The organism is Natronorubrum aibiense (genome assembly GCF_009392895.1).
Lineage (GTDB): Archaea > Halobacteriota > Halobacteria > Halobacteriales > Natrialbaceae > Natronorubrum > Natronorubrum aibiense.
On the sequence record NZ_CP045488.1, the window covers coordinates 1,950,765 to 1,973,741 of the forward strand.

Below are 22,977 nucleotides of genomic sequence, written 5' to 3' on the forward strand. Positions count from 1 at the left end.
ATTCGGCCCCAACACCGATAATGATGGCGACGACAGAACCTGTCTACCGTCTCGGCGGTCGGGCTCGCAGCCCTCTCAGACGACCGCTCGGAACGCCACGACGGCGGCGACGCCCGAACACAGCGCCAGCAGAATGCTCTCGGTGCGCCACATGACGACCAGTACGACCGCCGCCCCACCCCACTCCGCGGGGCCGCCGGCCGCGAGTTCCGGACCGAGAATCGCGACGACGATCGCTCCCGGGAGGACGTCGAGCCCGGCCTGTACCCGGTCGCTCACGTCGACGCGGCGGACGAGCCAGATGCCGCCCGTCTTCGCGACGACGGTGACGACGGCCATCGCGAGTATGACGGCCACGACGAGCGGGTCGAGCGAGAGCGCGCCGTCGAACGGCGTCTCGAGTGCGAGCAGGTCCACCGTCCCACTACCCGTCATGCCGGATCACCTCGAGGAGGGCCGCGGTGAGCCCACCGAGCAGGATGTACCACTGCCCCGAGAGGAGTTCGGCGGCGACGACGCTCGTTGCGAGGGCGACCACCCACGGGGCCAGCGTCGATCGGCCGTCCCAGAGTTCGGCGACGAGCGCGACGAAGACGGCGACGAGGATGAAGTCGACGCCGTAGCGGTTCGGATCGCCGACCGAGCCGCCAGCGACGGTTCCGAGAATCGTCGAGGCGACCCAGAACAGCCAGAGCGCGATGCCGCTGCCGAGCAAGAACGCGCCGCGTCCGTTGCCGGCCCTGAAATCCCGCATCGTCAGCGCCCAGTTCTCGTCGGCCATCAGACAGAGGCTGCTGTAGATCTTCGTCGGCGAAAGCCGGCCGAGCCACGGCTCTAACGCCGCACCCATCAGCGAGTACCGCAGGTTGACGGCGAACGTCGTCACGACGAGGGCGGCGATCGGGATCGGCTCCGTCCAGAGTTCGACGGCGATGATCTGGGCCGCACCGGCGAATACCGTCGCGCTCATCAGCGTCGCTTCCGCGACGCTCAGGCCGACCTGACTCGCGAGGACGCCGAAGGCGACCCCGTAGCCGCCAACGCCGAGCGCGATCGGAACGCAGGTGAGAAAGCCGGCGCGCAGTCCCGATAGGCCGAACGTCACGGGTTCGCGCTCGGACCCTCGTGTCGGCTCGGCCGACTCCTCGCTGCGCTCGCCGTCCGTCACGTCCGACTCTCGAGAGGACTCCCCGCTTAGTTGGTGTTCCATGGGGACGTTCTAGATCAGTCTCGGAGCGTCGGTGCCTAAATCGTTCTCGAAATCGCCGTCCGTCGGGCGGATTTCGAGCCAGAGGCGTCACGTTCGCTCGCCGTCTCCCGCTAGTATACTGCCGACGGTCGAGAGAAAGAGCCGGTCCGCCCGTCGATCGAGCGCTTCCTACCCACCCGCAACCGGCGGAAACACCGACAGCGTATCGCCGTCCTCGAGTCCCGTTTCGGGGCCAGCCATATGCACCACATCGCGGCCGTTTTTCAGCACGCTCAACTGTGGTTTGATCGCCAGTCCCTCTGGCCCGTCCTCGAGCAACTGCCCCTCGAGGCCCGCGTACTCGGCTTCGAGGACGGCGAGCACGTCCCCGACAGTCTCCGCGTCGTCGAACCCGCGCGTCTGTGTTTTCTCCCCGACGGCCTCACGAAAGGTCGCGAAAAACCGCAACTCGAGTTCCATACTGGATGATCGGGGTCGACGCTCATAAGTTCGGGTGCCGAGTCAGTCATACTGCCAGACAACAGTCAGTAAACGCCCGATCGCACGCGATCGGTGCATGAATCGTTTTGTCCGACAGTATCAGGCAGTCGACGTCGCCGGCGCGCTCGTGTAGGTGACTGATTTGACGTCGGCGCTCTCGAGGACGTCGTCGATCGCGTCGGCGCCGATCGACGTCGCCGTCTCCTCGTCGTCGGCGTCGACGACGACGGTAATCGAGAACTCGAGGGTGATCGTGTACGGATCGAACGGCGCAGTCGGGTGTTCGTAGACGTCCGCGTCGTCGATCGTCCACGCGGTGACGGTGCCGTCGTCCTCGAGGCGCTCGAGCGTCGCGGCGAGTTGCTCGGTGGCGTCGTCGCGAGCGGTCGTGTCGCTCCCGCCGTGTAAGGTGATGAGCGTCGTTCCCTCTCGCGAAACTGCAAACTCCATACCCCTTTGTATCAACCGGAGGGATTTGAACGCTTGGGATGAATTCACAAATCGCAGTGTGTTCGGTCGCGCTGGGTGGTCGCTGTATCCGACAGTCAGCGGCGCAACTCGTCGTAGAGGCCGCCTAACTGCTCGAGCGAGTGATCGACCGAGAGCATCGGCCGTCGCCGACGACAGAGATCCGAGAGGCGCTCGCGTTCGTCGAGGGTGCGACGGATCGCCAGCCGAAACGCCTCGAGATCGCCGGGTTCGTACCGGTAGCCGGTTTCGCCGTCGATGACGCTGTCGGTCAGTGCGCCCTCGTCGACGGCGACGACCGGCGTGGCACACGCGGTCGCTTCGAGGGCGACCAGCCCCTGGGTTTCGACCGGGCTCGGGAAGACGAAGACGTCGAGTGCCGAATAGAACGCCGGTAGCTCCTCGCGGTCGAGAAAGCCGAGGAACCGAACGTCCGCGTCGACCGTCGCGGCGTGGGCCTCGAGGTCGGCTCTGGCGGGGCCGTCGCCGGCGAGGACGAGCGTATAGTCGGTGCCGTCGACAGCGTCGATCGCCTCACTGAGGTTCTTCTCGGGCCCGTGGCGGCCGGTGTAGCCGAGTAGCGGACCCGCAGGGAGGTCGGACGCGTCGCGAAACGCCGTCGGATCGACCGGGCGGAAGAACTCGGTGTCGATGCCGTTCGAAATGACTGTGACGTCGACGTCCGGCCCGATGTACTCGAGCAGTCGGCGTCGGGCGAACGACGTCGGCGCGACGACGTGATCGACGCGCTCCAAGAACGCCCGCTCGTAGGCGCGGTGGGCCCATTTGCAGCCGTCGACCAGCGGCGGTGGAACGTGCTGGTCGACGCGGTCGTCGAGGAGAGTGTGATAGGACGCAACGGCGGGGACGTCACGCCGGCGAGCGAAGCGGATCCCCGCCGCGCCGACGGTGTACGGCGTGTGGACGTGGACGATCTCGGGCGTCTCGAGGCCGTCGGGGATCGCCGGGAGCCCGAGTCGGTACTGCGGATACAGCGGCGCGCCGACGCTCGGGACGGCGTACTCGCCGTCATCGGGGTCGTACCCCTCCATCTCGGGAAAGACGACGGCCATCGAGCCGCGCCGACGGGCCCACCGCGCGCGCCAGAGCGCGACCGTGTAGGTAACGCCGTTGACTGTCGGCAAGTAGAGGTCGGTAAAGGCGGCGACGGACTGGGTTCCGGCCATCGGCTGTCAATCAACAAGGCCGTCCAAATCGGTTGTGGAACCGATAGGTACTGCCTCGAGTCGATGGGCGCACCTATCGCGGGCCGTCGATCCGGAACGCGACGTCGTGTTCGGAAAGCAGCGACCGCATGCGGTGGACACCGCCGCGCGTATCCCAGCCCGCGCCGGTGTAGTGTTTGTACGGATGACGCAGCCACGAGTACTCTCGGTGGGCGAAGACGTCGACGGCGTCACCGTCGGCGATAAACAACGCGACGTGGAGCTGCCACCGCGACAGCGGTGACGCGCGTCGTACCCAACTGCCGGCCGATCGCCGCCCGTCCCGGTGGACCTTCAGCGAGGCGATCGGTTCCGGCGCGAACGACATCGTCTCGAGGTCGGACCGAAACTCGCCGAGGCCGTACTCGATCGTGCCGACGTACTCGTCGGGGTGTTGGAGACACTGGGCGAAGCCTCCGAGCGGTTCTTTGATCCGGTGGAGTGTCGGCAGCACGCGACGGCGCACGCGCGTCGTCAGATCGATCGGGTGGGCGTGATCGGACTGGCGAGCGCCGTCGTAGTCGTCTGTCGAAGCCACGATACACCTATCGAGTGGGAGCGCAAAACCGTTGTGATCCGGGATTACAGGTCTTGCATCCGGATTCCATCCTCGACGAGCCGTGCGTTTCGCTCCCGATCGAGATGGGCTGCGAGGTCCTCGTGGGCGTACAGTTGAGCGATCACGTCGGCGTATAGCGTCCGCCACGCGATGGCGTAGATCGGTGACTGGCCCCACGCCCGCAATTCCGGCACCAGGTCGTCGTACGTCTCGTGGCGCTGTTCGAAGCGATCGATCGCCTCGAGGACGCGACTCGCGGCCTCCCGGTCGTCCTCGGCCTCCTCGATCGCCCGGTTCAGTCGCTGTTCCCAGCCGGCGACCGCTTCCTGCATGTCTGCACCGGCAACCTCGTCGTCCGCTGGAAGGCGCTCGAGCACTGGTTTCGGCACGCCGAGTGAGATCTCGTCCATACCTCGAGTATGGGGCCCGCTGTCAAGAAAACTACGGCCACGCCGCGAGCATGATCTCGTCGACGAACGCGTCGTCGATGCGGTACTGCTCTTTGTGCTCGCCCTCTCGCTGCCAGCCGTTTGATTCGAGGAACTCGAGCGCACCCTCGTTGGTCGCCGGGATGTTCTGGTAGACCTTCCGGTAGCCGGCGCTGTCGGCCCACTCGAGGCCGTACTCGAGCAGCTGCGAGCCGACTCCGTGGCGTCGCAGCTCGGGGCTGACGCCGACGGTGAGTTCGGCGGTGTGAGACAGCGACGGCAGTTCGTTGGCATCGAGATGCAGCCAGCCGACGACGCTTGCGTCGTCGTCGGTCGTGAGCGGGGCTGTTCTATCCTCGTCGGCCTCGTCGTCAGTGTCCGTCTCCGGCTCGAACACCGCGACGAACACGACCCGCGAGCGATCCTCGTTCGCCCGCACGAGCGCCGAATCGCCCTCGAGTTGGGTCGCGACGTTCTCGGCGACGATATACGTGCCCTCGCGGGCAACCTCGCGCATCGTCTCGATGACGCCCCGTCGGTCTTCCTCCCGAGCCGCCCTGATCGTCACCGACCCGTCCTCGAGGTCGAGCGTCGTCGTCGTCGTCGAGAGCGCAACCCGATACTTGCCGTCGGATTCAGTCAGATAGCCCTGTGTCTGCAACGCCTCGAGACAGGACTCGAGGTCATCCATCGGGGGACAGATCGGTTCGGTGTACGACCTCGATCGGGCCGGTTTCGAGTGTGCTGGGTCCGAATCGATCCGAATCGACCGCGCTAGTTCGTCGGGCGTGACGGCCCCGTGTCGCTCGACGTACTCGTAGACTGCACGCTGGATCTCGGTGTCGAACGACAGCGTCGGATGAACGCTCATACGACCCCCACCGCCGACGACCACCTTTAGTATGGGCACTGTATCCGCAAGCACGGAGTCGACGATGAGCCTCGAGAGGTGGCCCTCTCCGTTCCCCATCACCTGTGGAGACCACAATCGACAGCGACCGGCAACCGAGCAGCCACGTAACACCGACGAAAAACGGGCCAGAACTGGCGTCTGTGTCCATCAGAACCGCGTTCCCTGATACGAATCTTTTTACTCAGCGCCAGCATTGTGATTCGTGGACAAACATCATGTTAGTAGCCATCGGCGTTTTCGTTGACAATCATCACGACACTGGAGAGCCGTATCGATGACCGAACGCGAAATTACGCTGTCGGTCAACGGCACCGAACACGACCTGACCGTCGAGCCGCGAACGCTGCTCGTCACCGCGCTCCGGGAGGACCTCGGCTACACCGGCGCGAACGTCGGCTGCGAAACCGCTCGCTGTGGCGCGTGTACCGTCCGCGTCGACGGCGAGGCGATCAAATCCTGTATGCGGTTTGCCATCCAATCGGACGGGGCAGAGATCGAAACCGTCGAAGGACTCGCCGAGAACGGCGATCTCGCGCCGCTGCAAGAACAGTTCCAGGAGAACCACGGGCTCCAGTGTGGGTTCTGTACGCCCGGAATGCTCATGACGGCGGATACGTACCTGAAAGACGCCGACGACCCCTCTCGAGAGGAGATCCGGGAGGCGATCGAGGGCAACCTCTGTCGGTGCACCGGCTATCACAACATCGTCGACGCGATCGAGGCGACACTCGAGCAACGGGAGGCGAGCCATGAGTGAGAGCGACCAGCCGACCGACAACCGCGGCTTCGGCGATCCGATCGAACGCGACGAGGACGTCCCGCTGCTGACGGGCGAGGCGACGTACACCGACGACATCCAGCTCCGGGGGACGGCACATCTGGCGATCCGCCGCTCCGATCACGCACACGCCCGCATTCTCGAGGTCGACACGAGCGCAGCCGAGGCGATGGACGACGTCGTCGCGGTTTACACCGGCGCGGACGTCGAGGACAGCGGCGTGCCAAACACCATCCCGACAGCGTGGATGCTCCCCGGGCTCGTGACGCCGCAGTATCGCATGCTCGCCGTGGACAAAGTCCGCCACGAGGGCGACGGGATCGCCGCCGTCGTCGCCGAAACGCCACAGGCGGCCCGCGACGCGCTCGAGGCCATCGACGTCGAGTACGAGGTGCTCGAGCACGTCACGGATCCCGTCGAGTCGGTCGAGCGCGACGTACCGCCGGTCCACGAGGAGGCCGAGGACAACGTCGCCTTCGACTTCGAACTCGGCGACGCGGACGCCGTCGACGAGGCGTTTGCCGACGCCGATCAGGTCGCGAGCGTCGACCTGCGCCAGCCGCGGCTCATTCCGAACGCGATGGAGCCGCGGACGGCGCTCGCCGACTGGGACGTCGCGACCGAGAAACTGCGCCTCTGGATGACGAGCCAGAACCCCCATCTGCACCGGATGCTGCTGTCGGCCGGCACGCTCGGGATTCCGGAGAACAAGATTCAGGTGATCGCCCCCGAGGTCGGCGGCGGCTTCGGGAGCAAGATCTACCACTACCCCGACGAGGCAGTCACGGCTTGGTGTTCGATGCAACTCGGTCGACCAGTGAAGTGGAAAGCCAGCCGCATGGAAGGCTACGTCACCGACTGTCACGGGCGCGATCACACGACGAGCGCCGAAATCGCCGTCGACGACGACGGCACCGTCCGTGGGATTCGCGTCGAGACCCACGCCGGGCTGGGCGCACAGCTCTCGCAGTTCGCCACCGCTACACCGTCGTATCTGTACGCGACGATCCTCTCCGGCGAGTACGCCATTCCGGCCATCTACTGTCGAGTCATCGGTGCGTTCACCAACACGACGCCGGTCGACGCCTACCGCGGGGCCGGCCGCTCGGAGGGGATCTACGTCATTGAACGGCTCATGGATGTCGCCGCGCGGGAACTCGAGATGGACCCCGCCGAACTCCGGCGGACGAACCTCGTGCCGCCCGACGAGTTCCCCTACGAGACCGCCGCAGCCGTCGTCTACGACAGCGGCGAGTACGAACGGGCGATGGACAAGGCACTCGAGCACGTCGGCTACGACGACCACCGGGAGCGACAGGCCGAACTCCGCGAGGAGGGCCGCTATCTCGGCATCGGCGTCGCCAACTTCGTCGAATCGGCTGGGCTCTCGCCGTCGGGACTCGCCGGCGACCTCGGCGCGCAGGCCGGCGGCTGGGAGAGTTCGATCGTGCGCTTTGACTCGACGGGAACCGTCACGGTCCTCGTCGGCACGGCCGATCAGGGACAGGGCCACCGCACGACGTTCGCCCAGATCGCCGCCGAGGAACTCGGCGTCGACGTCGACGACATCGACGTCGTCGAAGGTGACACCGATCAGATCCCACAGGGGCTTGGAACCTACGGCAGCCGAAGTGCCTCCGTCGGCGGCGGGGCCATCGCCCGCGGCGCACGCGAGGTACGCGAGAAAGCCCGCGAGATCGCCGCCCACCAACTCGAGGCCAGCGTCGACGATATCGAGTTCGACGACGGCGAGTTCCACGTCGCGGGTGCACCCGACCGCTCGTACCACATCCAGGAGATCGCCGCGGAGGCGTATCTGGGCCACGACCTCCCCGAGGAGATGGACCCCGGCCTCGAGGCGACGAACTTCTACGACCCGGAGAACTTCACGTTTCCCTTCGGCACGCACGTTGCCGTCGTCGAGGTCGACCCCGAAACGGGCGGGATCGACCTCGAGCGCTACGTCGCGGTCGACGACTGCGGCGAGATAATCAACCCGATGATCGTCGAGGGACAGGTTCACGGCGGCATCGCACAGGGTATCGGCGCGGCGCTGTACGAGGGGGCCGCCTACGACGACGACGGCCACCTCCTGACCCGCCGGATGGACGAGTACGCCGTCCCGCACTCGACGTACGTGCCGGACTTCGAGACCGACTACACGGTCACGCCCAGCCCGCACAATCCTATCGGCGTCAAAGGCGTCGGCGAGTCGGCAACGATCGCCGCCGCGCCGACCGTCGTCTCCGCCGTCGTCGACGCCCTTGAGCCGTTCGACGTCGATCACCTCGATATGCCGATCACGCCGGAGACGGTCTGGCAGGCTATGGGAGGTGGTGAGTGATGTACGCGAACGACTTCGAGTACTACCTTGCCGAGAGCATCGACGAGGCCGTCGACCTCCTCGAAGACCACGAGGGTGCCGAACTGCTCGCCGGCTCACACGGGTTGCTTCCCCGGATGCGGACCGGGGAGGAGGCCCCGCCGGTGCTCGTCGATATCAACGCGGTCGACGGGCTCTCGGGTATCGAACGCACCGACGGTGACCTCTCGGTGGGCGCGCTCGTGACCCACGCGGAACTCGCCGAGTCAGAGCTCGTTCGGGAACACGCACCAGCGCTCGCCGACGCGGCAGGCGAGGTTGGCGACATTCAAGTCCGAAACGGGGGAACCATCGGCGGCAACCTCGCCCACGGCGACGCGCGAACCGACCATCCCGCCGCCGTCCTCGCACTCGGTGGCTCGCTTGTCGTGACGGGGCCCGACGGCGACCGATCGATCGACGCCGCCGACCTCTTTACCGGCCACTTCGAGACCGCTGTCGGGGAGCAGGAGGTCGTGACCGCGCTTCGGATTCCGATCGAAGACGACGCCTCGAGCACGTACCGCAAGCATCGTAACCCCCTGTCGGGCTATCCGCTGATCGGGGTCGGTGCGTGGGCACAGACCGACGGCGAGACGATCGAACGCGCTCGCGTCGCCGCGACCGGCAATCTCGCTCGCCCCAAGCGGCTGGCCGCCGTCGAGGCGGCACTCGAGGGCGAACCGCTCGAGGCCGCAACGGTCGAAACTGCCGCAGAACAGGCAACGTCGCTCGACGACGACGAGTTCCGACGGGACGTGCAAGCCTCGCCAGCGTACTGTCGGCACCTGCTGTCAGTCCACACCGAGCGCGCCCTCCGAGACGTCATCGACGTCGACGGCGAGTGATCATCCTTCACTGACCCGCTTGACGTCGTCGCGCGCGAACAATCGGCTCGAGTTCTCTTCAACACCGGTGGCCGGTGTGTCACTCTCTATCCAATCGTTTCTCACGACCTGTGTTACGCTGCGGCATTCGTTCGAATTGCCCCGCCACAAGTTCGATTCAGACGAGTCGTTGGGTGTTGCTGTAATCACGAATTTGCTATCGCAGTATATGATTTATCAGGGTCGACAACTGCCGATCTGGCTGTGGTGACTTACCCGATCGGTTCTCGAGCGCTCGACTCGAGTCTGACAATTACGGGAGAACGTCACTCGGTCGATGTGAAGCAACGATTGGCAGCGACATCAGGTCTGGAGGTCGATCGGGGCCGGGATGGGTCCTCAGCCGATCGTGATGGTGAGTTCCCCGCCGCTCGAGGTTCGTGCACGTTCCGGCTCGGAATTGTGAGAGAAAAGAACACGATGGTTCGCTTGTCGGTCACCGAAACCGTATCATCTGGGAACACTCTCGCTGACGATGTGCCACGCGATTCGTCAGGTGGTACGTGGTTTTCCCAGCTGCGAAAATAGGGTAAATCCCATCGGAGGCCAGAACGGCTGGCAGCCGATAGCGTATCGTAACGACTGAAACGGATCACACATTGATCGCACTGTCCGCGGTTCTCGCTCGAGTCTTCGCTCACGGGTCGTTCCTCCCCGTTCGCTTTCCTGCGGTTCTCGCTCACGTCGTTCGCTCCGAATCGCGCTCTCGTCGTGCAATCGGGTGTGCACTGACTGCTAGTGGCTACGATAGTTCAGACTCGCCGGTGTCGAATCGCCCATCAGGCTGACCCCGTTGTTAAACAGTAATGCAAGCAGACAGATAACGCATGCACCACGAGCGCAGTCTCTCACAGATGGACCTCTTCCTTTTGCATCCGGTGACGTCGTCGACGTCCGAGCGTCGCTGGCGTTCTCGAGTGATACGAGTCTCCCATCATGGCTGATCGGGCCAGCCGGATGACAACCGAGTCGATAGCTGCGATTCGGGTCACGATCGCGGTGTGTTTTCGTGGCAGCTCAGTGATCCACCGCGTCACTGTCTCGTCCGTCTCTCTGTTCCGCTTTTGTCTCCGTTTCGTCTTCTGCTGCCCTCCACTAATAAATCCTATACTGCGATATAGAATTTTGCTTGAACCGATTAGTGCGGACCTGTAATTGAACGCGGACGAAAGAGGTGGTCAATCGAGAGTCGTCTCGGCCGGTATCACTGGCCGGTAATATCCGAGGAGTAGGGAACTCTCGACGACGTATCGTCGCTGCGGGCTCACAAACAAAATGAGCGGCGACGAACGTTACGAGACAGATGATTCGTTTGTCACTGGAAGCGCTCGAAATCGCCCTCATACGGTTTACTGTAGTCAATTACCGCCGATCGCCGACCGTTCTGGCGATCGGCGTAAATATAGTAGTCACTGAAAGTCAATGCACACCGCATCGCACGACGGCTGTGCGATGCATGTGTAAATCGTTTCAGTTGTTACTATAGTTACAGCAATCCGTATCAGCCGTCACTTGAATGACCAGTGAGAATCGTCAGAGAACCCGAACTCGTCGTCGGCTGTCGTCGGCACCTCATCTGCCGACGTCTGGACGCTCTGATAGAGGTGCTCGAGGTGCTTGAGCGTGCGTTGGATGTCGTATCGGTCGACGGCGGCCCGCGTGTCGCGGTCCGTCTCGAGACACGTTTCGATCGCGTCGGTCATCGCCTCGAGGTCACCGTACGCGAAGTGCTCCCCGTTGTCCGCGTCGATCGTCTGGTCGAACGGGGCGACGTCGGCGGCAACGACGGGCGTGCCACAGGCGTTGGCCTCGAGCGTGGAGAGTCCGAGCGTGTCGGCTGTCGAGGCGGTGACGAAGGTATCGATCGACGAGTAAAAGATCGGCAACTCCTCGCGAGGGAGGAACGGTCGCAACTCGACGTTGTCGGGGGCGTTGCGCTCGAGACAGTCTCGGTAGGGCCCTTCGCCGACGATGACGAAGTCGTAGTCGGGCAACTCCTCGGCGGCGCGCAGGATCTCGCTGACGTTTTTTTCCATACTGAGCCGCCCACTGTAGCCAATGACCGTTCGGTCGGGATACCAGTTCTCCGCGGTCGGCTGGAAGAACTCCATATCGATCCCCACCGGGAGCCGGACGTGTTCGACGTCGCGTTCGATCCGTCCGGTCGAGGCAGTCACGATGTCGAAGCTTTCGAGGAACGCGTTTTCCAGCGGAACGTACAGTTTCGAAAGGGCGTTTGCGACAGACTCGAGTTTGACGCTCTGGTGGAAGTACTCCTCGATCGGCGTGTGGTGGGTGTAGATCGTCGGCAGGTCGTGTTTCTTGGCGTAGTACCGGCCGAGCATGCCGACTGGTGCGGGACCGTGACAGTGGACGATATCGAGGTCCGGGAGCGTCGACGGGCGTCTAAAAAGTGGGATCCGATAGCCAGCGTAGAACGGGTTCGGCAGCGATTGCACCGGAATCTCGCGGTCGCCGGGGTCGTAGTCGCCATCGGGGTAAATGACGTAGACCTCGTGACCTTTCCGCTCTAATTCTTCGCGCCAGAGTTTGATCGTGTACGTTACACCGTCGATTTCGGGGAAATAACTGTCCGTGAAGAATCCGATTTTCATTCAGACCACCTCCTCGTACAGCGACTGATACTGGTTCGTGACCGCCTCGAGCGAGAAGTCCTCGCTTCGATCGGCCGCGTTCGATCCGAGCCGATGCCTGAGTTCCGGGTCTGTAAGCCGCTCGAGGGCCGTTTCGAACCCGTCCACACCCGACCCAGACACCTTCAGGCAGTCCTCGCCGTCCTCGAGCCACGAGAACGTCTCGATGTCGCGAACGAGGAGGGGTTTCCCAGCAGTCATCGCCTCGAGCAGCGCGATGCCCTCGTTTTCCTCGTGGGTCGGGAAACAGAAGATGTCGCCGGCCGCGTACGCACCCCGAATGTCGTCGACGTAGCCGGTGAACGTGCAGTTTGTCGGCGCGTTCTCGATCAGCGCCGTCGTCTCTCGCCCCTTCAGGGAGAGATCCAGTGGGCCGAACCAGGCGAAATCGAGGTCGGGTAGCCGACGGGCCAGTTCGACGAACGTTTCGAGTCCCTTGCGCTTGATGACGTGGCCGACGAGGAAGACGGTCGGCGACTCGAGGTCGTATCGCTCGCGGTACTCGTCCTCGAGCGAGTCGAATCCGGCGAGTTTCTCGCGATCGACGCCGTTCGAGATCACCGTCGTCGGCGTGTCCGTGTAGGTTTCGATCAGCCCCTGATTGTACGCCGAGGGACAGACGAGCGCGTCGGCCAGTCCGTAGGCTCGCTCGAGATACGGCTTGAGCGGCTTCGCGAGGGTGTTCGTGAACCGAAAGCTGTCGCCGAAGTCTTCGGCGGTCACGTGCGTGTTCGCAACGACCGGGATGTCGCGTGCGCGTGCCCGTTTTGCGTACCAAACCGACCGCGGCCCCATGAGGTTACAGTGAAAGACGTCGGCGTCGAGGTCCGGTTTGGTCGTGTACTGCAGGTCGAGTCGGTCTAGCATTTTCCGCTGGTGGACGACGGATTCACGAATGCCGCCGGTGACGTGGTCCTCGAATTCGAAGTAGTGGCTGATCTTCATCCGAGTGGGTTAGTCGCGGGTCCGGTTGGTGACACAGTACGGCCGGTCCAGAGCGAACGCCGGGTGTGGCAGTGCCCTTTCACTCGACTTCGAGCCACGGGACCTCCATGAGCGGCGGAATGTGCGTCTCGATGTGGTGTTCCCAGACGCCCTCCTCGCCGAAAGCTTCCCCGTGGTCGGCCGTCACGATCACCTTGCCGTCCAGTTCTTCGACCAGTTCGGCGACGGATTCGAGGGCGATCCGCAGGTTCTCCTCGTAGAGTGCCATCGCCGCCTCGCGGGTGCCGTTCGTGACGACGTCGGTGGGATCGAGTTCGAGCCAGAGCCCCGCCTTCTGGGCGAGTTCGCTGCCCTCGAGTTTGTCCTCGACTTTCGGGCGGAGCGTATCGCCGAGCGAGGCGATCGCACCGCCGTCGTCTCCGCTTTCCTCGGCTTCCTCCTGTTTCCGAATCCCTTTCTGGATCTGTTTGAGCTTCTGGCCCTTACCGCGGGCGAGGTAGGGGGCGTGAGGTTGCATATAGTGGAGGACCGTCCGCTCGGCCTCCTCGACGGCGGCTTGATGGTCGTAAAACGCCTCCGTCAGTCCCTCCGGTGGAACCGTACCGAGGTCGTCGTCCCAGCCACTTTTCCAGACGTCGAAGACGTTGCTGATGTGTTCGGAGGCCGTCCACTCGTAGTCGCAACTGGCACCCCACTTGAGTTCGTTCAGCGGAATCCCGAGGTCGTTGATGAAGGGATTCCCCGAAAAGTACGCGATATCGTGGTCGCCGGTAAACGTCCGGTAGGCCCACTCCGGCGTCGACGAGCCGGTACTCCAGCGCTTTTCCAGCGTCCCGTCGAGGTAGTCGTCGTAGACCTCGCTGAACACGTCGTATCGGCACGCATCCAGCACTAGACAGTAGTCCCATTCCGACTCGAGGAAATGCTGGTCCTGCATTAATTGGCGATACCTTTCGAGTCTCCCTACGTATGCTTATTGGTTTTTGGACTTTCTCTGTGGCTGTCCTACGCGCGTCGAGCCGGCGCGGCCGTGTTGGCGGTCACTCGTCGACCCGAGACCTTACTCGAGGTAGCCGAGTTCCCGAAGCCGGTCGCGGGTCTCCTCGTCGGCTTCGGCCAGCGCGTCGGCCTCGTCCGCGTCGGTCTCGGACGGATCGTCCCACGCACCGCCGGCGTGCTCCTCGAAGCGGGCGAGTGCCCGTTCGGTTGCGGCGACGACGTCGTCGTCGGTCGGGTCGACCGGTGACCGTTCTGCGGGGTCGTCGTCGAGTCGGTATCCCTCGTCAGAAATTCGGTCCGCGCGGACGTACTTGGCGTCCGTACTGCGGGCTGCGCGCAGTCGCGCGTAGGCGCGGTGATCGTCTGAGAGGTCGATGCCGGCCTCGCTCGCTTTCTGTTCTAGGTGGTGGAGTTCGATGACCGGCTGGGCGTATTCGACGAACGCGTAGTCGTCGGCCGCGCCCTCGCCTTCGAGGATAGCCCGTTGCCCAGCATCGGGGTCCGTGGCTCCCTCGAAAGCACGGTACTCGTCGGCGAGCAGCGACCGCGTCGGGTCGCGGGAAACGGCACCATTGTCGGACTGTCCTACTGTGTCAGGATCGACATCCAGCACGTCGAGTGTCGTGTGGTAGAGATCGAGCAACTCGACGAGGTCGTCGCGACGATCGGCCTCGAGAGCTGGATGTTTGACCAGCAGCGGGACGTTGATGAGTTGGTCGTAGAGGGCGAACTCGTGCCCGTAGAGGTCGTGTTCGCCATGGAGTTCGCCGTGGTCGGCCGCAACGACGACGGTTGTCTCCTCCCATTGCCCAGTTTCGCGCAGCCAGTCGAACAGGCGGCCGAGTTCGGCGTCCATGTGGGCGATCTCGGCGTCGTAGAGCCCGCGGATGGCGTCCCACTCCTCGTCGTCGATGTCTCGTGCGCCGGAGTTGTACTCCTTCGAATTCTGGCAAACGTCGTCCGGATCGATGCCGGGAGCGAACGTCTCGCGGTACTCCTCGGGCGGGTAGTAAGGTAGATGGGCGTCCATCAGATTGATGAACGCAAACCAGCCCTCGTCGCTGTCGCTGTCGTCGATGAACGACTTCGTTCGGTCGATGACTGACGGCGTCTTCGAATCGGCTCCCTCGCCGCTGGCGAGTTTGGCGTGAGCCATCGCGCCGAGGTGAACGAGTTTCGACGCGAGTTCGCGGAGGTAGTCGTTGTCGTTGACTGCCTGCCACGCGCTCGCAAGCGGGCCCGAGAAGACGTCGCCGGGCAGCACCTCGAAAAACGAGTCCTGTGCATCGAAGCCCTCGGTAAGGCCAGTGTAAGGCGTGATCCACGCGTTCGAGGAGTAACACGCCGTGTCGTAGCCGGCCGCCGACAAGACCGACGCGAGGGTCACGTCGCCGTCGAGGTACGGACTCCCCTGGTCGGCTCCGTGCTGGCTCGGGTAAAGCCCGGTAAACAGCGAGGCGTGGACTGGCAGCGTCCACGGCGCGGGTGCGACCGCCGACTCGAAGACGGTTGCCTCAGTGGCAAACTGCGAGAGTGCGGGCGTCGTCTCCCGTTCGTATCCGTACGGGCCGAGGTGATCCTTTCGAACCGTATCCAGAACGACGAAGAGGACGTTCGACTGCCGAGTTTCGTCCATTACTGGTGCCAACTGGGTCCATCCAAATAAAATGAGTTAACTGTTCCGTGTTACCATTCTACATTCTTCGTCCACCACGGGCCGAGGGAGTTGCCTCGAGTAACGGGCAAAATAGGCTATCGATACCCACCCTCGCTGGCAGCAACCAGACGTTTCAAGTTCGCTAGCGATTCATATCTGCCATGGATGCTCGTAACCGGCGCGCGTTTCTCCTCGGCGCCTTCGGGACGATCGCGGTCTTTGCCGTCCTCCTTTTTGTCGTCGGCACGAGACGCGTCGTCGACTCGCTGCTGTCGGCAGACCCATCGCTGGTCGCCGTGACGTTCGCGCTCGCGATCTGCTGGCTCGCCGCCTGGAGTTTGATGCTCCGGACCGTCCTCGTCACGCTCGGCGTCACCATCCCGGTTGTGAAGGCGTTTTTCGTTTATTCCGGTGCCGTGTTTGCGAACAACGTCACGCCGTTCGGGCAGGCCGGCGGCGAACCGGTCGCGGCGCTGCTCATCTCGAAAGTTTCCGATTCGCGCTACGAGACCGGGCTTGTCGGCATCGCCAGCGTCGACGTCCTCAACGTCGTCCCGTCTATCTCGCTTATTTTCGTCGGCGTCGGCTACTATGCGACCACTGCCGCCATCGGCGAGCGACTCGAGACGGCCGTCAGTTCGGCTGTCGTGCTGATCTCCGCGGTTGTCCTCGTCATCGGCCTCATCTGGCGGTATCACGGGACGATTATCGACCGACTCCCCGCCATCGTCGCCCCGCGACTCGAGCGACTCGGACTCGAGCGATTCGACTCGCAAACGCTGGAAGCGGATCTTGCGGACCGGTTGCAGCGGTTCTTCGAGAACATCGAACGCGTCGCGGTCGATCGCTGGCGGCTCGTCGCCGTGGTCGGCCTCTCACTGGCCGGCTGGCTCTTCCAGACGGCCGCACTCATGGCGGCGTTCGCCGCCCTCGGCTACAGCGTACCGCCGTACGTCCTGTTGTTCGTGATTCCACTGGCCAACCTCGCCGGGGCTGCGCCGCTTCCGGGCGGCCTCGGCGGGATCGAAGCCGCTTTTGTGACGCTTCTCGTGCCGACAACCGGCGTCGAGGCGTCGGCCGTTACCGCGGCCGTCCTCATTTTCCGCGGTGCGATCTACTGGATGCCGGTGCTGATCGGCGGCGTGTCCGTGTCGGCTTTCGGCGTCCGCGCGCTCCGGTGACCCTCGAGCGGCGCGTCGACCGAGAAGTTGATTCTCGTCCGCCGCGGACGTACACTACGCGACATGTATCGGGGAGGCCACGCCGGATTCAACGCGCTATTGTACGCCCCGTTCGTCCCGCCCGTGAGCTACTACTGGTCGCTCGAGCTCGCGCTGTTGGGCGCGGCGATCGCCATCGGCGTGGCGAACCTGCCGGACGTCGACGAGCCGCTGCCGTGGCTTCGCCACCGCGGGCCGACGCACACGATCTGGTTTGCGGTCGTCGTCGGACTGCTCTCCGGTGTCGGAACCGCACTGCTCGCCCCGGCGACGCCGCAGGCGTTTCAGTTTGGCTTCGTCGTCGGCACCGCTGGCATCCTCGCCCACCTCGCGGGCGACATCGTGACGCCGATGGGAATCAGCCCCTTCGCGCCACTCTCGAGCTATCACGTGACGCTCAACTGGTTCAAATCCAAGAACAGCCGCATCAACCGGGTCGTCCTGCTCGTCGGGACGGCCGCACTGGGCGTCTCGCTGCTGCTCGCGGTCGGCCTGTCGATCGTGTTTGTCTCCAGCGGCTGATCGGACGGTGTTCGAGCGTCGATCGCTCGAGGCGTCCGTTATTGGATCCGAGACAGTTCGTCTGTCCGCCATGCGAGCACCCCGAGTGATAGCGCCCACAGCAGGACCGTCGCGCTCGTTCCGTGAACGGCGAGTCCGGGGCTCCATGTCGTCTCGATCGGGAACAGCCAGGCGATTCCCGTCGGCGAGAACGAATCGATCACGAGGTGTGACCCGATCGCTAATCCGACGGCGACTGGGACCTCTCGTTCCCGTCGGATCGCGTACACACCGGCGACGATCCCCAGCGCGAAAAGTGGCGTGTGGGTGAGCCCGCGGTGAACCAGCGGCCAGTCCCACGCTGCGGGAAACAAAAAGTCTGCATCCGGACATACGCCGAGGACGGCTCCGATCCATGGGTCGGCGTCAGTGAACGCTCGAACGAGGGCATACCCGACGATGGCGTGGGTCACGAACGCCCCCGCGAGGTACAGTATCCGAACACCCTCCATTACGTTCGCATTCGGTTGACGGCTACACGTAGTTTGTGGTGACGATCGCCTCGCTCGCGATTCTGTGATGTGCTCTCTGTCGTCGAAACCACCAACACTTACACTCGAGTCCATTGACCACCCACTAATGGTGCTGTTGCAACTCGAGGAAATGCCGTCCTGGCTCGAGTCGATGTTTACGTCGGAACTCGCCTTTCTCGTCCTGTTCGGGATCTGTATCCTCGAGGGCGCGATGATGTTGCGGTTCATGCCGAGCGAACTCGTCGTACCGGGCGCCTTAGCGCTGATCGGATCGTCGGTCCCCGAACTGGTCACGATCGTCGCCATCGCGGTCGTCGGCACGACGATCGGTCAGACCGTGCTGTTCTTTCTCGTCCGCCGTGCCGGCCGGGAGTACGTGCTTCAGAAGCGGTGGTTCCCGGTCACGGAATCGCGACTCGAGCGGTTCGACGGCTGGTTCGACCGCTGGGGGGCAATTGCCGTCGCCGGCAGCAACACGATGCTGTTCGTCCGCGGGCTGTTGACCGTTCCAGCCGGCCTCTCGGAAATGAACGCGCGGTCGTTCGTCGCCCTGTCGGCGATCGGCTCGCTGTCGTTCCAGTTGATCCTCGCCGGGCTCTACCTTCTCGGCGGGCATCTGCTCATCTTCGGTTGATCGCGCCAGAACGAGTGACCGCAGCCGGTTCATACGAACGTCTGTCAGTCAGTCCCGGTGCACCCGAATGGCGAGTCGCGGGTGCGCCGAGACACAGTGATAGCGGACCGTATCAGTCGTCCCGTCGATGGACCGGCAGCCGGAACCGGACGCCGGCATCGTGGAGTTGCCACCTGATCTCCGCTCCGGCCCACGTCAACCCGGTCAGGAGGCCGATACCGATAGCGGCGAACTCGGACGATCCCATCCAGACCGGCGTCGCGTACAGCAGGCCGTTGTACACGCGATGCGGGAGGAGTTCCTCGAGGAGGCCACCGAAGAACTCGAGCGGGCTGAAGCCGAAGCCGCTGTCGCTGGCTCCGCCGCCACCGCCGCCACTATCAGCCTCCGTGCGAGACTCGAGGCCGAGTTCGGCCGCGCTTTGGCCGCCTTCGCTTTCCTCACCGGTCTCGAGACGTTCCGCCTCGTAGGGGAGTGTCGAGCCGACTTCCCACACGACCTCGCCGGATTCGTCGACCTCCATCACGCGGTTGCCGTGGGAGTCGGCGATGAGCGTGTTCCCGTTGGGCAGGCGGTCGGCGTCTCTCGGCCACTGAATCTGGTCGTCTTCCCACTCCCAGCTGCGGGTCCACTCGCCGTCCGCACCGCCCTCGCGCTGGAATTCCTGTACGCGTCCGTTCTCTGAGTCGGCGACGACGACGGCCGGGCCGCCCTGCGATTCGGGGATGTAGTCCGGGTTGTGCTGTTCGTACTGGACGTCGTAGTCGTTCTCGCTGCCGAGCGTCCAGTCGTCGACCAGTCCCTCTTCCTGATCGATGAAGACGACCTGATCCTGGTTCCGCAGACTGACCATGATCCGGCCGTCGTTCGGATCGTCCTCGGCTTCGATGTACGAGACGTCGTTGATGTGGGCCCAGTCTTCCGGATACGGGCCGGCCTCCTCGACGGGGAAGTCGCTCTGGGCGTCCCAGAGCCACTCGACGACTTCCGTTTCGGTGTTCACGATGAACACCTGATCCGCGACGATGTCGGCGATCGCCACGCGCTTGTCGTCAATCCGCGTCGAATCGTGCCACTCGCCCGCGGTCTCTTTGTAATCGTAGCGTTCGTAGAGCACCTCGACCTCGCCGGTCTCGAGGTCAACGCGCTCGAGGACGTTTCTCGCACACGGAGGATCGCTACACGTCGGTCCTTCGGAGTGGATCGTGTCCGTGGCCACGTACTCGATGGTCATCGGATCATCTTCGACGGAGTCGACGTCGAAGTACTTCGTGCGCGTGTTGTTGTAGTAGACCACCTCACCGTCGGGCGCGTAGGCAGTGATCGTTCCGGCACGGCCGGATTCGGTGATGACCGTGTGATTTTCGGTCTCTGGGGCGGTCGGCACGTCTGCCTCGGTCGCCGTCGAGAGCCCGTCGTTCGACGACGCGCTGACGACGACTGCAGCCGACACGAGCAGTATCGCGACGAATACGATTCGGAGTCGGTTCCGCGAAATCGTCGAGCGAAGTCGCGCAAGCGGCGGGCGAACGCGATCAGTCACAGGCGCTCACCCACGAACGAGTTGATGCGGAGGAAACTATTGAGTTCGACATATGGTTCGGCAGTGATGTTTGTATTCTGAGCAAGGCATTAGAATCTTTGTTAATATATATGATATGAGCGGTGACAGAACGGCCACCCTAGGCCCGACATCCCTTCCAACGGGCTGGTCACAATCCACGACTCGCTCCGTGAACCGGCACACACTGTCCGAGCGCGACTCACGAGACGTCGAATCGTGGACGCTGACTCGCTCGAGCGGCGACGTCTAGCTCCGATCGGGCCAGCCGTCACACGTCTGTGCGTCCAGTCGGTCGTCAGTCATCGAGATCCACCGTACCTCGTTCCAACTCAACCGGTAGTGACAGGTGTCCGGTTTTAGTTGCTCCCAGTAGATGGTCTGCATCGACGGGACGTCTGCGTCGTCGGGCGTGATCGGGACGCTCCCCTCCGGCGTCGCCTCTTGCTCCATCGTCTGGAGCGTTGACTTCGGTGCCGGTGAGCCGATGTTCCAGGCCAACCCCGAGAGGATGAGCACACCGATCACAGCGACGACGATCCACCGACGGCGAGCCGTTCGGGTCGCGTCGTGATCGGCCCGGTCCATTTCTGTTCTCGTCGTTCGCCACGCGATCACGCGTTCGACGGTGATGGCGACGCCGAGCGCGACGAACGAGAGCCACAGAAGCGCATCAGTTGAGCCGTCCATGTCGATGTACAGCACCTGAAAGGCGAGTATCGCGCCGCCGGCCGGCACCCACCACCGCACTCGTGGGTCACGGACGGCCGCGTGCGCCCAACCGTAGAACGCCACTGGAAGGAGCACCGAGCCGTAGCCGAACACTAACAGTATCGTGTAAATGTGCTCGGCCCAGCTGTGTGGCGAGCCGGCGACCAGCGGCGCAAGCACCGTCTGGACGACCATCGGAACGAGTGCGCCGGCAGCGGCGAACACAAGGACGACGATCCCGGTCACGACGCCACCGCCTGCGACCGCCGAGAGGGCCCCGTTCCGGCCACGTCGCTGATAGGCCATTCCAACGATCAAAAACGCGAAGACGGCCCCCGACTGCCACGAACCGGCGCTCAGCGCCGCGACGGCCCCGGCGAGAAACGGCCGGTCGCGGAGAACGAATGCGAACGAAGCGATGCCGAAAAACAGCGCGTAGAACTGCGCCCGAACCCCTTGCAACGGGAGGATGTAGAGTTCCGGGACGACGAGCATCGTGAGGCCGGCGGCGACTGCCGGCGTGTGCTCGTCGGTCACGAGGTACGCTATCCACGCGACGAGCACCACGCTCGCGGCAGCGACGAGCGATGTAAGCGCCGAACTGAGACCGTACAGGACGAGCATATCGCCGCCCGACAGCGCCGCCAGAACGGCCGTAATGGCGAACGGGACGGGCGGGTTCACGTCCCAGACGTCGATGTACGGAACGCCGCCCTGGAGGACGTACCAGCCCGTGTGCTGGAAGAACGCCGGGTCGGTCGCAAGCGACGGCCACTCGAACCGGTAATACAGGACGAATCCAGCGATGAACAGGACGACGACGATCGGGCTGAGCGTGCTGAGCCATGCGGGACGTGATCGAAGGGAGGTGCGGAGTGCCATGAGCGGGACTTATCGGCGTACGACGCCAAACGGGTGGCAGCGACCTGATTCGAGGGAAGACAGTGGAACGAGTGTCATTGGATTCGACCTCGCTTAGATGCGTTGTGAGACCTTCTTCGCGGCGGCGAGGGCACCTTGATCCCACGCGACGCGGTGGTCGAGGCCGGTCTCGTCAGCCTCTTGGTCGGCGTCGTAGTGCTCGAGATACCACTTGTACGTCTCCACGAGCGCCTCCTCGTTCGAGTACTCGGGCTTCCAGTCGAGGCGTTTCAGTTTCTCGACGGAGACGTAGGAGTCCTCGTGGGCCGTCTCGTAAACCCACGGATACAGCGGAGAGAGGTTCAGCCGCTCGAGGACGCGAAGGACTGCGACCGTGAGGAACGCGGGCGTTCCGATAGTGCGCTTGTCCGTCCCCGCGTAGTCGATGGGGGCCTGGAAGTCCTCTTTCATCGTGCCGAACTCGTCGGTGCCGACGTTGAACGTGTCGTTCACGTCGGCTTCGTCACCGGTGAGCATCAGTTCGATGGCGGTGACGAGGTCGTGGACGTGGAGCAACTGGTACTTGTTGTTCCCCCAGCCGACGAGCGGGACGTTCGCGCCGTCCTCGATCCAGTCGAACAGCACCTGAAAGACGCCGAGTCGCTGCGGCCCGATGAACGTCTTCGGGCGGAGGATCGGAACGCACATGCCCATACGACGGAAGTCCTGACAGATCTTTTCGGCCTCGATCTTTGCCTCGCCGTAGGGCCCAACCCCATCCAGCGACGACTCCTCAGTGATGGGGTGGTCGTCGTGCGTGCCGTACACCGCAGTCGAGGAAATGTAACAGACCCGATCGACGCCGTGTTCATTCGCCGCCCAGAGCACGTTTCGCGTCCCGTCGATGGTCGTCTCTCGGATGCGGTCGGCATCCCACAGCGGGAGCGCAGCAGCTGCGTGGACGACGGCGGTCGCCCCGCTTTCCTCGAGCGCGTCGGCGACGGATTCCTCGCGCCGGACGTCGCCTTCGATGAAGTCGATGCCGTCCGTGTCGTCCTCGGGTTCGAAGGGTTTGAGATCGAACGCGGTGACGTCCCACCCCTGATCGCGGAAGTACTGACACGTGTGTAGGCCGAGGAATCCGGTCCCGCCCGTGACGAGAACCGACCCGCTCGAGTCGTCGCTGGTGCGCTCACTATCGCTCATCGTGATGTTAGACTGGGTATCAGTACGGTGCCTCAATAGTATATCGGCGTTTCACAGGACGTACACGGTCCCTATTCTCGTCGAACGCGACACTCGGACCGGTGGCGTGATAGAACGACGGTCGACGGTGTCGCGCGGATTCGCTTTCCATTGCCCACTACAAGGAACGCGGCCATCAGCAATG

The 22,977-nt window shown here is 63.8% G+C and carries 23 protein-coding genes; 7 read left to right on the forward strand and 16 right to left on the reverse strand.

Annotated features, from left to right (window positions below; genetic code table 11):
* Positions 1 to 75: 75 nt before the first annotated feature.
* The 8 genes from GCU68_RS09555 to GCU68_RS09590 all read right to left on the reverse strand — a co-directional run bounded on the left by GCU68_RS09555 (position 76) and on the right by GCU68_RS09590 (position 5,242).
* Positions 76 to 435, reverse strand: coding sequence for an AzlD family protein (locus GCU68_RS09555; RefSeq protein WP_152941063.1), 360 nt, complete (start codon positions 433 to 435; stop codon positions 76 to 78).
* Complete coding sequence (locus GCU68_RS09560; RefSeq protein WP_152941065.1) at positions 425 to 1,210, reverse strand: AzlC family ABC transporter permease; 786 nt, start codon at positions 1,208 to 1,210, stop codon at positions 425 to 427. The genes GCU68_RS09555 and GCU68_RS09560 overlap by 11 nt, the downstream gene beginning before the upstream one ends.
* Before the next feature lie 168 nt (positions 1,211 to 1,378).
* The gene (locus tag GCU68_RS09565; RefSeq protein ID WP_152941067.1) at positions 1,379 to 1,669 is read right to left on the reverse strand and encodes a ubiquitin-like small modifier protein 1; all 291 of its coding nucleotides are present in this window, start codon (positions 1,667 to 1,669) and stop codon (positions 1,379 to 1,381) included.
* A gap of 120 nt (positions 1,670 to 1,789) precedes the next feature.
* Positions 1,790 to 2,140: a hypothetical protein gene (locus tag GCU68_RS09570; protein WP_193565045.1), complete on the reverse strand. Its 351-nt coding sequence runs from the start codon at positions 2,138 to 2,140 to the stop codon at positions 1,790 to 1,792.
* A gap of 95 nt (positions 2,141 to 2,235) precedes the next feature.
* Positions 2,236 to 3,345 (reverse strand): glycosyltransferase, encoded by a 1,110-nt coding sequence (locus tag GCU68_RS09575; RefSeq protein ID WP_152941069.1) that lies wholly within the window; start codon positions 3,343 to 3,345, stop codon positions 2,236 to 2,238.
* A 73-nt stretch (positions 3,346 to 3,418) separates the two neighbouring features.
* A complete protein-coding gene (locus GCU68_RS09580) occupies positions 3,419 to 3,922 on the reverse strand; it encodes a hypothetical protein (protein WP_168927085.1) in 504 nt (167 codons plus the stop codon).
* Between the two features lie 44 nt (positions 3,923 to 3,966).
* Positions 3,967 to 4,353, reverse strand: a complete 387-nt coding sequence (locus tag GCU68_RS09585) for a hypothetical protein (protein WP_152941071.1) — start codon at positions 4,351 to 4,353, stop codon at positions 3,967 to 3,969.
* A gap of 31 nt (positions 4,354 to 4,384) precedes the next feature.
* Complete coding sequence (locus GCU68_RS09590; protein WP_193565046.1) at positions 4,385 to 5,242, reverse strand: GNAT family N-acetyltransferase; 858 nt, start codon at positions 5,240 to 5,242, stop codon at positions 4,385 to 4,387.
* A gap of 31 nt (positions 5,243 to 5,273) precedes the next feature.
* On the opposite strand from GCU68_RS09590, the gene GCU68_RS21310 reads away from it, so the two are divergent.
* From GCU68_RS21310 to GCU68_RS09605, 4 genes are all read left to right on the forward strand, one after another.
* The gene (locus GCU68_RS21310) at positions 5,274 to 5,450 is read left to right on the forward strand and encodes a hypothetical protein (RefSeq protein ID WP_168927056.1); all 177 of its coding nucleotides are present in this window, start codon (positions 5,274 to 5,276) and stop codon (positions 5,448 to 5,450) included.
* 108 nt (positions 5,451 to 5,558) lie between these two features.
* Positions 5,559 to 6,041, forward strand: coding sequence for a (2Fe-2S)-binding protein (locus tag GCU68_RS09595; protein WP_152941075.1), 483 nt, complete (start codon positions 5,559 to 5,561; stop codon positions 6,039 to 6,041).
* Positions 6,034 to 8,406, forward strand: a complete 2,373-nt coding sequence (locus GCU68_RS09600; RefSeq protein ID WP_152941076.1) for a xanthine dehydrogenase family protein molybdopterin-binding subunit — start codon at positions 6,034 to 6,036, stop codon at positions 8,404 to 8,406. The genes GCU68_RS09595 and GCU68_RS09600 overlap by 8 nt, the downstream gene beginning before the upstream one ends.
* On the forward strand, positions 8,406 to 9,272 hold the full coding sequence (locus tag GCU68_RS09605; protein WP_152941078.1) for an FAD binding domain-containing protein: 867 nt from the start codon (positions 8,406 to 8,408) through the stop codon (positions 9,270 to 9,272). The genes GCU68_RS09600 and GCU68_RS09605 overlap by 1 nt, the downstream gene beginning before the upstream one ends.
* Positions 9,273 to 10,819: 1,547 nt before the next feature.
* Here GCU68_RS09605 and GCU68_RS09615 read toward each other — a convergent pair.
* The 4 genes from GCU68_RS09615 to GCU68_RS09630 form a co-directional block, all read right to left on the reverse strand.
* Positions 10,820 to 11,926 carry a glycosyltransferase gene (locus tag GCU68_RS09615; protein ID WP_152941082.1) on the reverse strand — a complete coding sequence of 369 codons (1,107 nt, stop codon included), beginning with the start codon at positions 11,924 to 11,926 and terminating at the stop codon, positions 10,820 to 10,822.
* On the reverse strand, positions 11,927 to 12,910 hold the full coding sequence (locus GCU68_RS09620; protein ID WP_152941083.1) for a glycosyltransferase family 4 protein: 984 nt from the start codon (positions 12,908 to 12,910) through the stop codon (positions 11,927 to 11,929).
* 79 nt (positions 12,911 to 12,989) lie between these two features.
* Positions 12,990 to 13,847 (reverse strand): histidine phosphatase family protein, encoded by an 858-nt coding sequence (locus GCU68_RS09625; protein ID WP_152941085.1) that lies wholly within the window; start codon positions 13,845 to 13,847, stop codon positions 12,990 to 12,992.
* Between the two features lie 123 nt (positions 13,848 to 13,970).
* Positions 13,971 to 15,545 (reverse strand): sulfatase, encoded by a 1,575-nt coding sequence (locus tag GCU68_RS09630; protein WP_152941087.1) that lies wholly within the window; start codon positions 15,543 to 15,545, stop codon positions 13,971 to 13,973.
* Positions 15,546 to 15,727: 182 nt separating this feature from the next.
* On the opposite strand from GCU68_RS09630, the gene GCU68_RS09635 reads away from it, so the two are divergent.
* Together GCU68_RS09635 and GCU68_RS09640 are read left to right on the forward strand one after the other, a co-directional pair.
* Positions 15,728 to 16,747: a lysylphosphatidylglycerol synthase transmembrane domain-containing protein gene (locus GCU68_RS09635; RefSeq protein WP_152941089.1), complete on the forward strand. Its 1,020-nt coding sequence runs from the start codon at positions 15,728 to 15,730 to the stop codon at positions 16,745 to 16,747.
* Between the two features lie 63 nt (positions 16,748 to 16,810).
* On the forward strand, positions 16,811 to 17,308 hold the full coding sequence (locus tag GCU68_RS09640) for a metal-dependent hydrolase (RefSeq protein WP_152941091.1): 498 nt from the start codon (positions 16,811 to 16,813) through the stop codon (positions 17,306 to 17,308).
* Between the two features lie 38 nt (positions 17,309 to 17,346).
* On the opposite strand, the gene GCU68_RS09645 is transcribed toward GCU68_RS09640, so the two are convergent.
* Positions 17,347 to 17,799, reverse strand: coding sequence for a metal-dependent hydrolase (locus GCU68_RS09645; protein WP_152941093.1), 453 nt, complete (start codon positions 17,797 to 17,799; stop codon positions 17,347 to 17,349).
* A gap of 127 nt (positions 17,800 to 17,926) precedes the next feature.
* Here GCU68_RS09645 and GCU68_RS09650 point away from each other — a divergent pair, with 127 nt between their 5' ends.
* Entirely contained in the window at positions 17,927 to 18,454 is a 528-nt protein-coding gene (locus GCU68_RS09650; protein ID WP_152941095.1) for a DedA family protein, read from the forward strand.
* A 112-nt stretch (positions 18,455 to 18,566) separates the two neighbouring features.
* On the opposite strand, the gene GCU68_RS09655 is transcribed toward GCU68_RS09650, so the two are convergent.
* From GCU68_RS09655 to GCU68_RS09665, 3 genes are all read right to left on the reverse strand, one after another.
* The gene (locus GCU68_RS09655; protein ID WP_152941096.1) at positions 18,567 to 19,997 is read right to left on the reverse strand and encodes an aryl-sulfate sulfotransferase; all 1,431 of its coding nucleotides are present in this window, start codon (positions 19,995 to 19,997) and stop codon (positions 18,567 to 18,569) included.
* 267 nt (positions 19,998 to 20,264) lie between these two features.
* Positions 20,265 to 21,608 (reverse strand): DolP-mannose mannosyltransferase, encoded by a 1,344-nt coding sequence (locus tag GCU68_RS09660; RefSeq protein ID WP_152941098.1) that lies wholly within the window; start codon positions 21,606 to 21,608, stop codon positions 20,265 to 20,267.
* Positions 21,609 to 21,701: 93 nt separating this feature from the next.
* Positions 21,702 to 22,793, reverse strand: a complete 1,092-nt coding sequence (locus tag GCU68_RS09665; RefSeq protein WP_152941100.1) for an NAD-dependent epimerase/dehydratase family protein — start codon at positions 22,791 to 22,793, stop codon at positions 21,702 to 21,704.
* Positions 22,794 to 22,977: the final 184 nt, after the last annotated feature.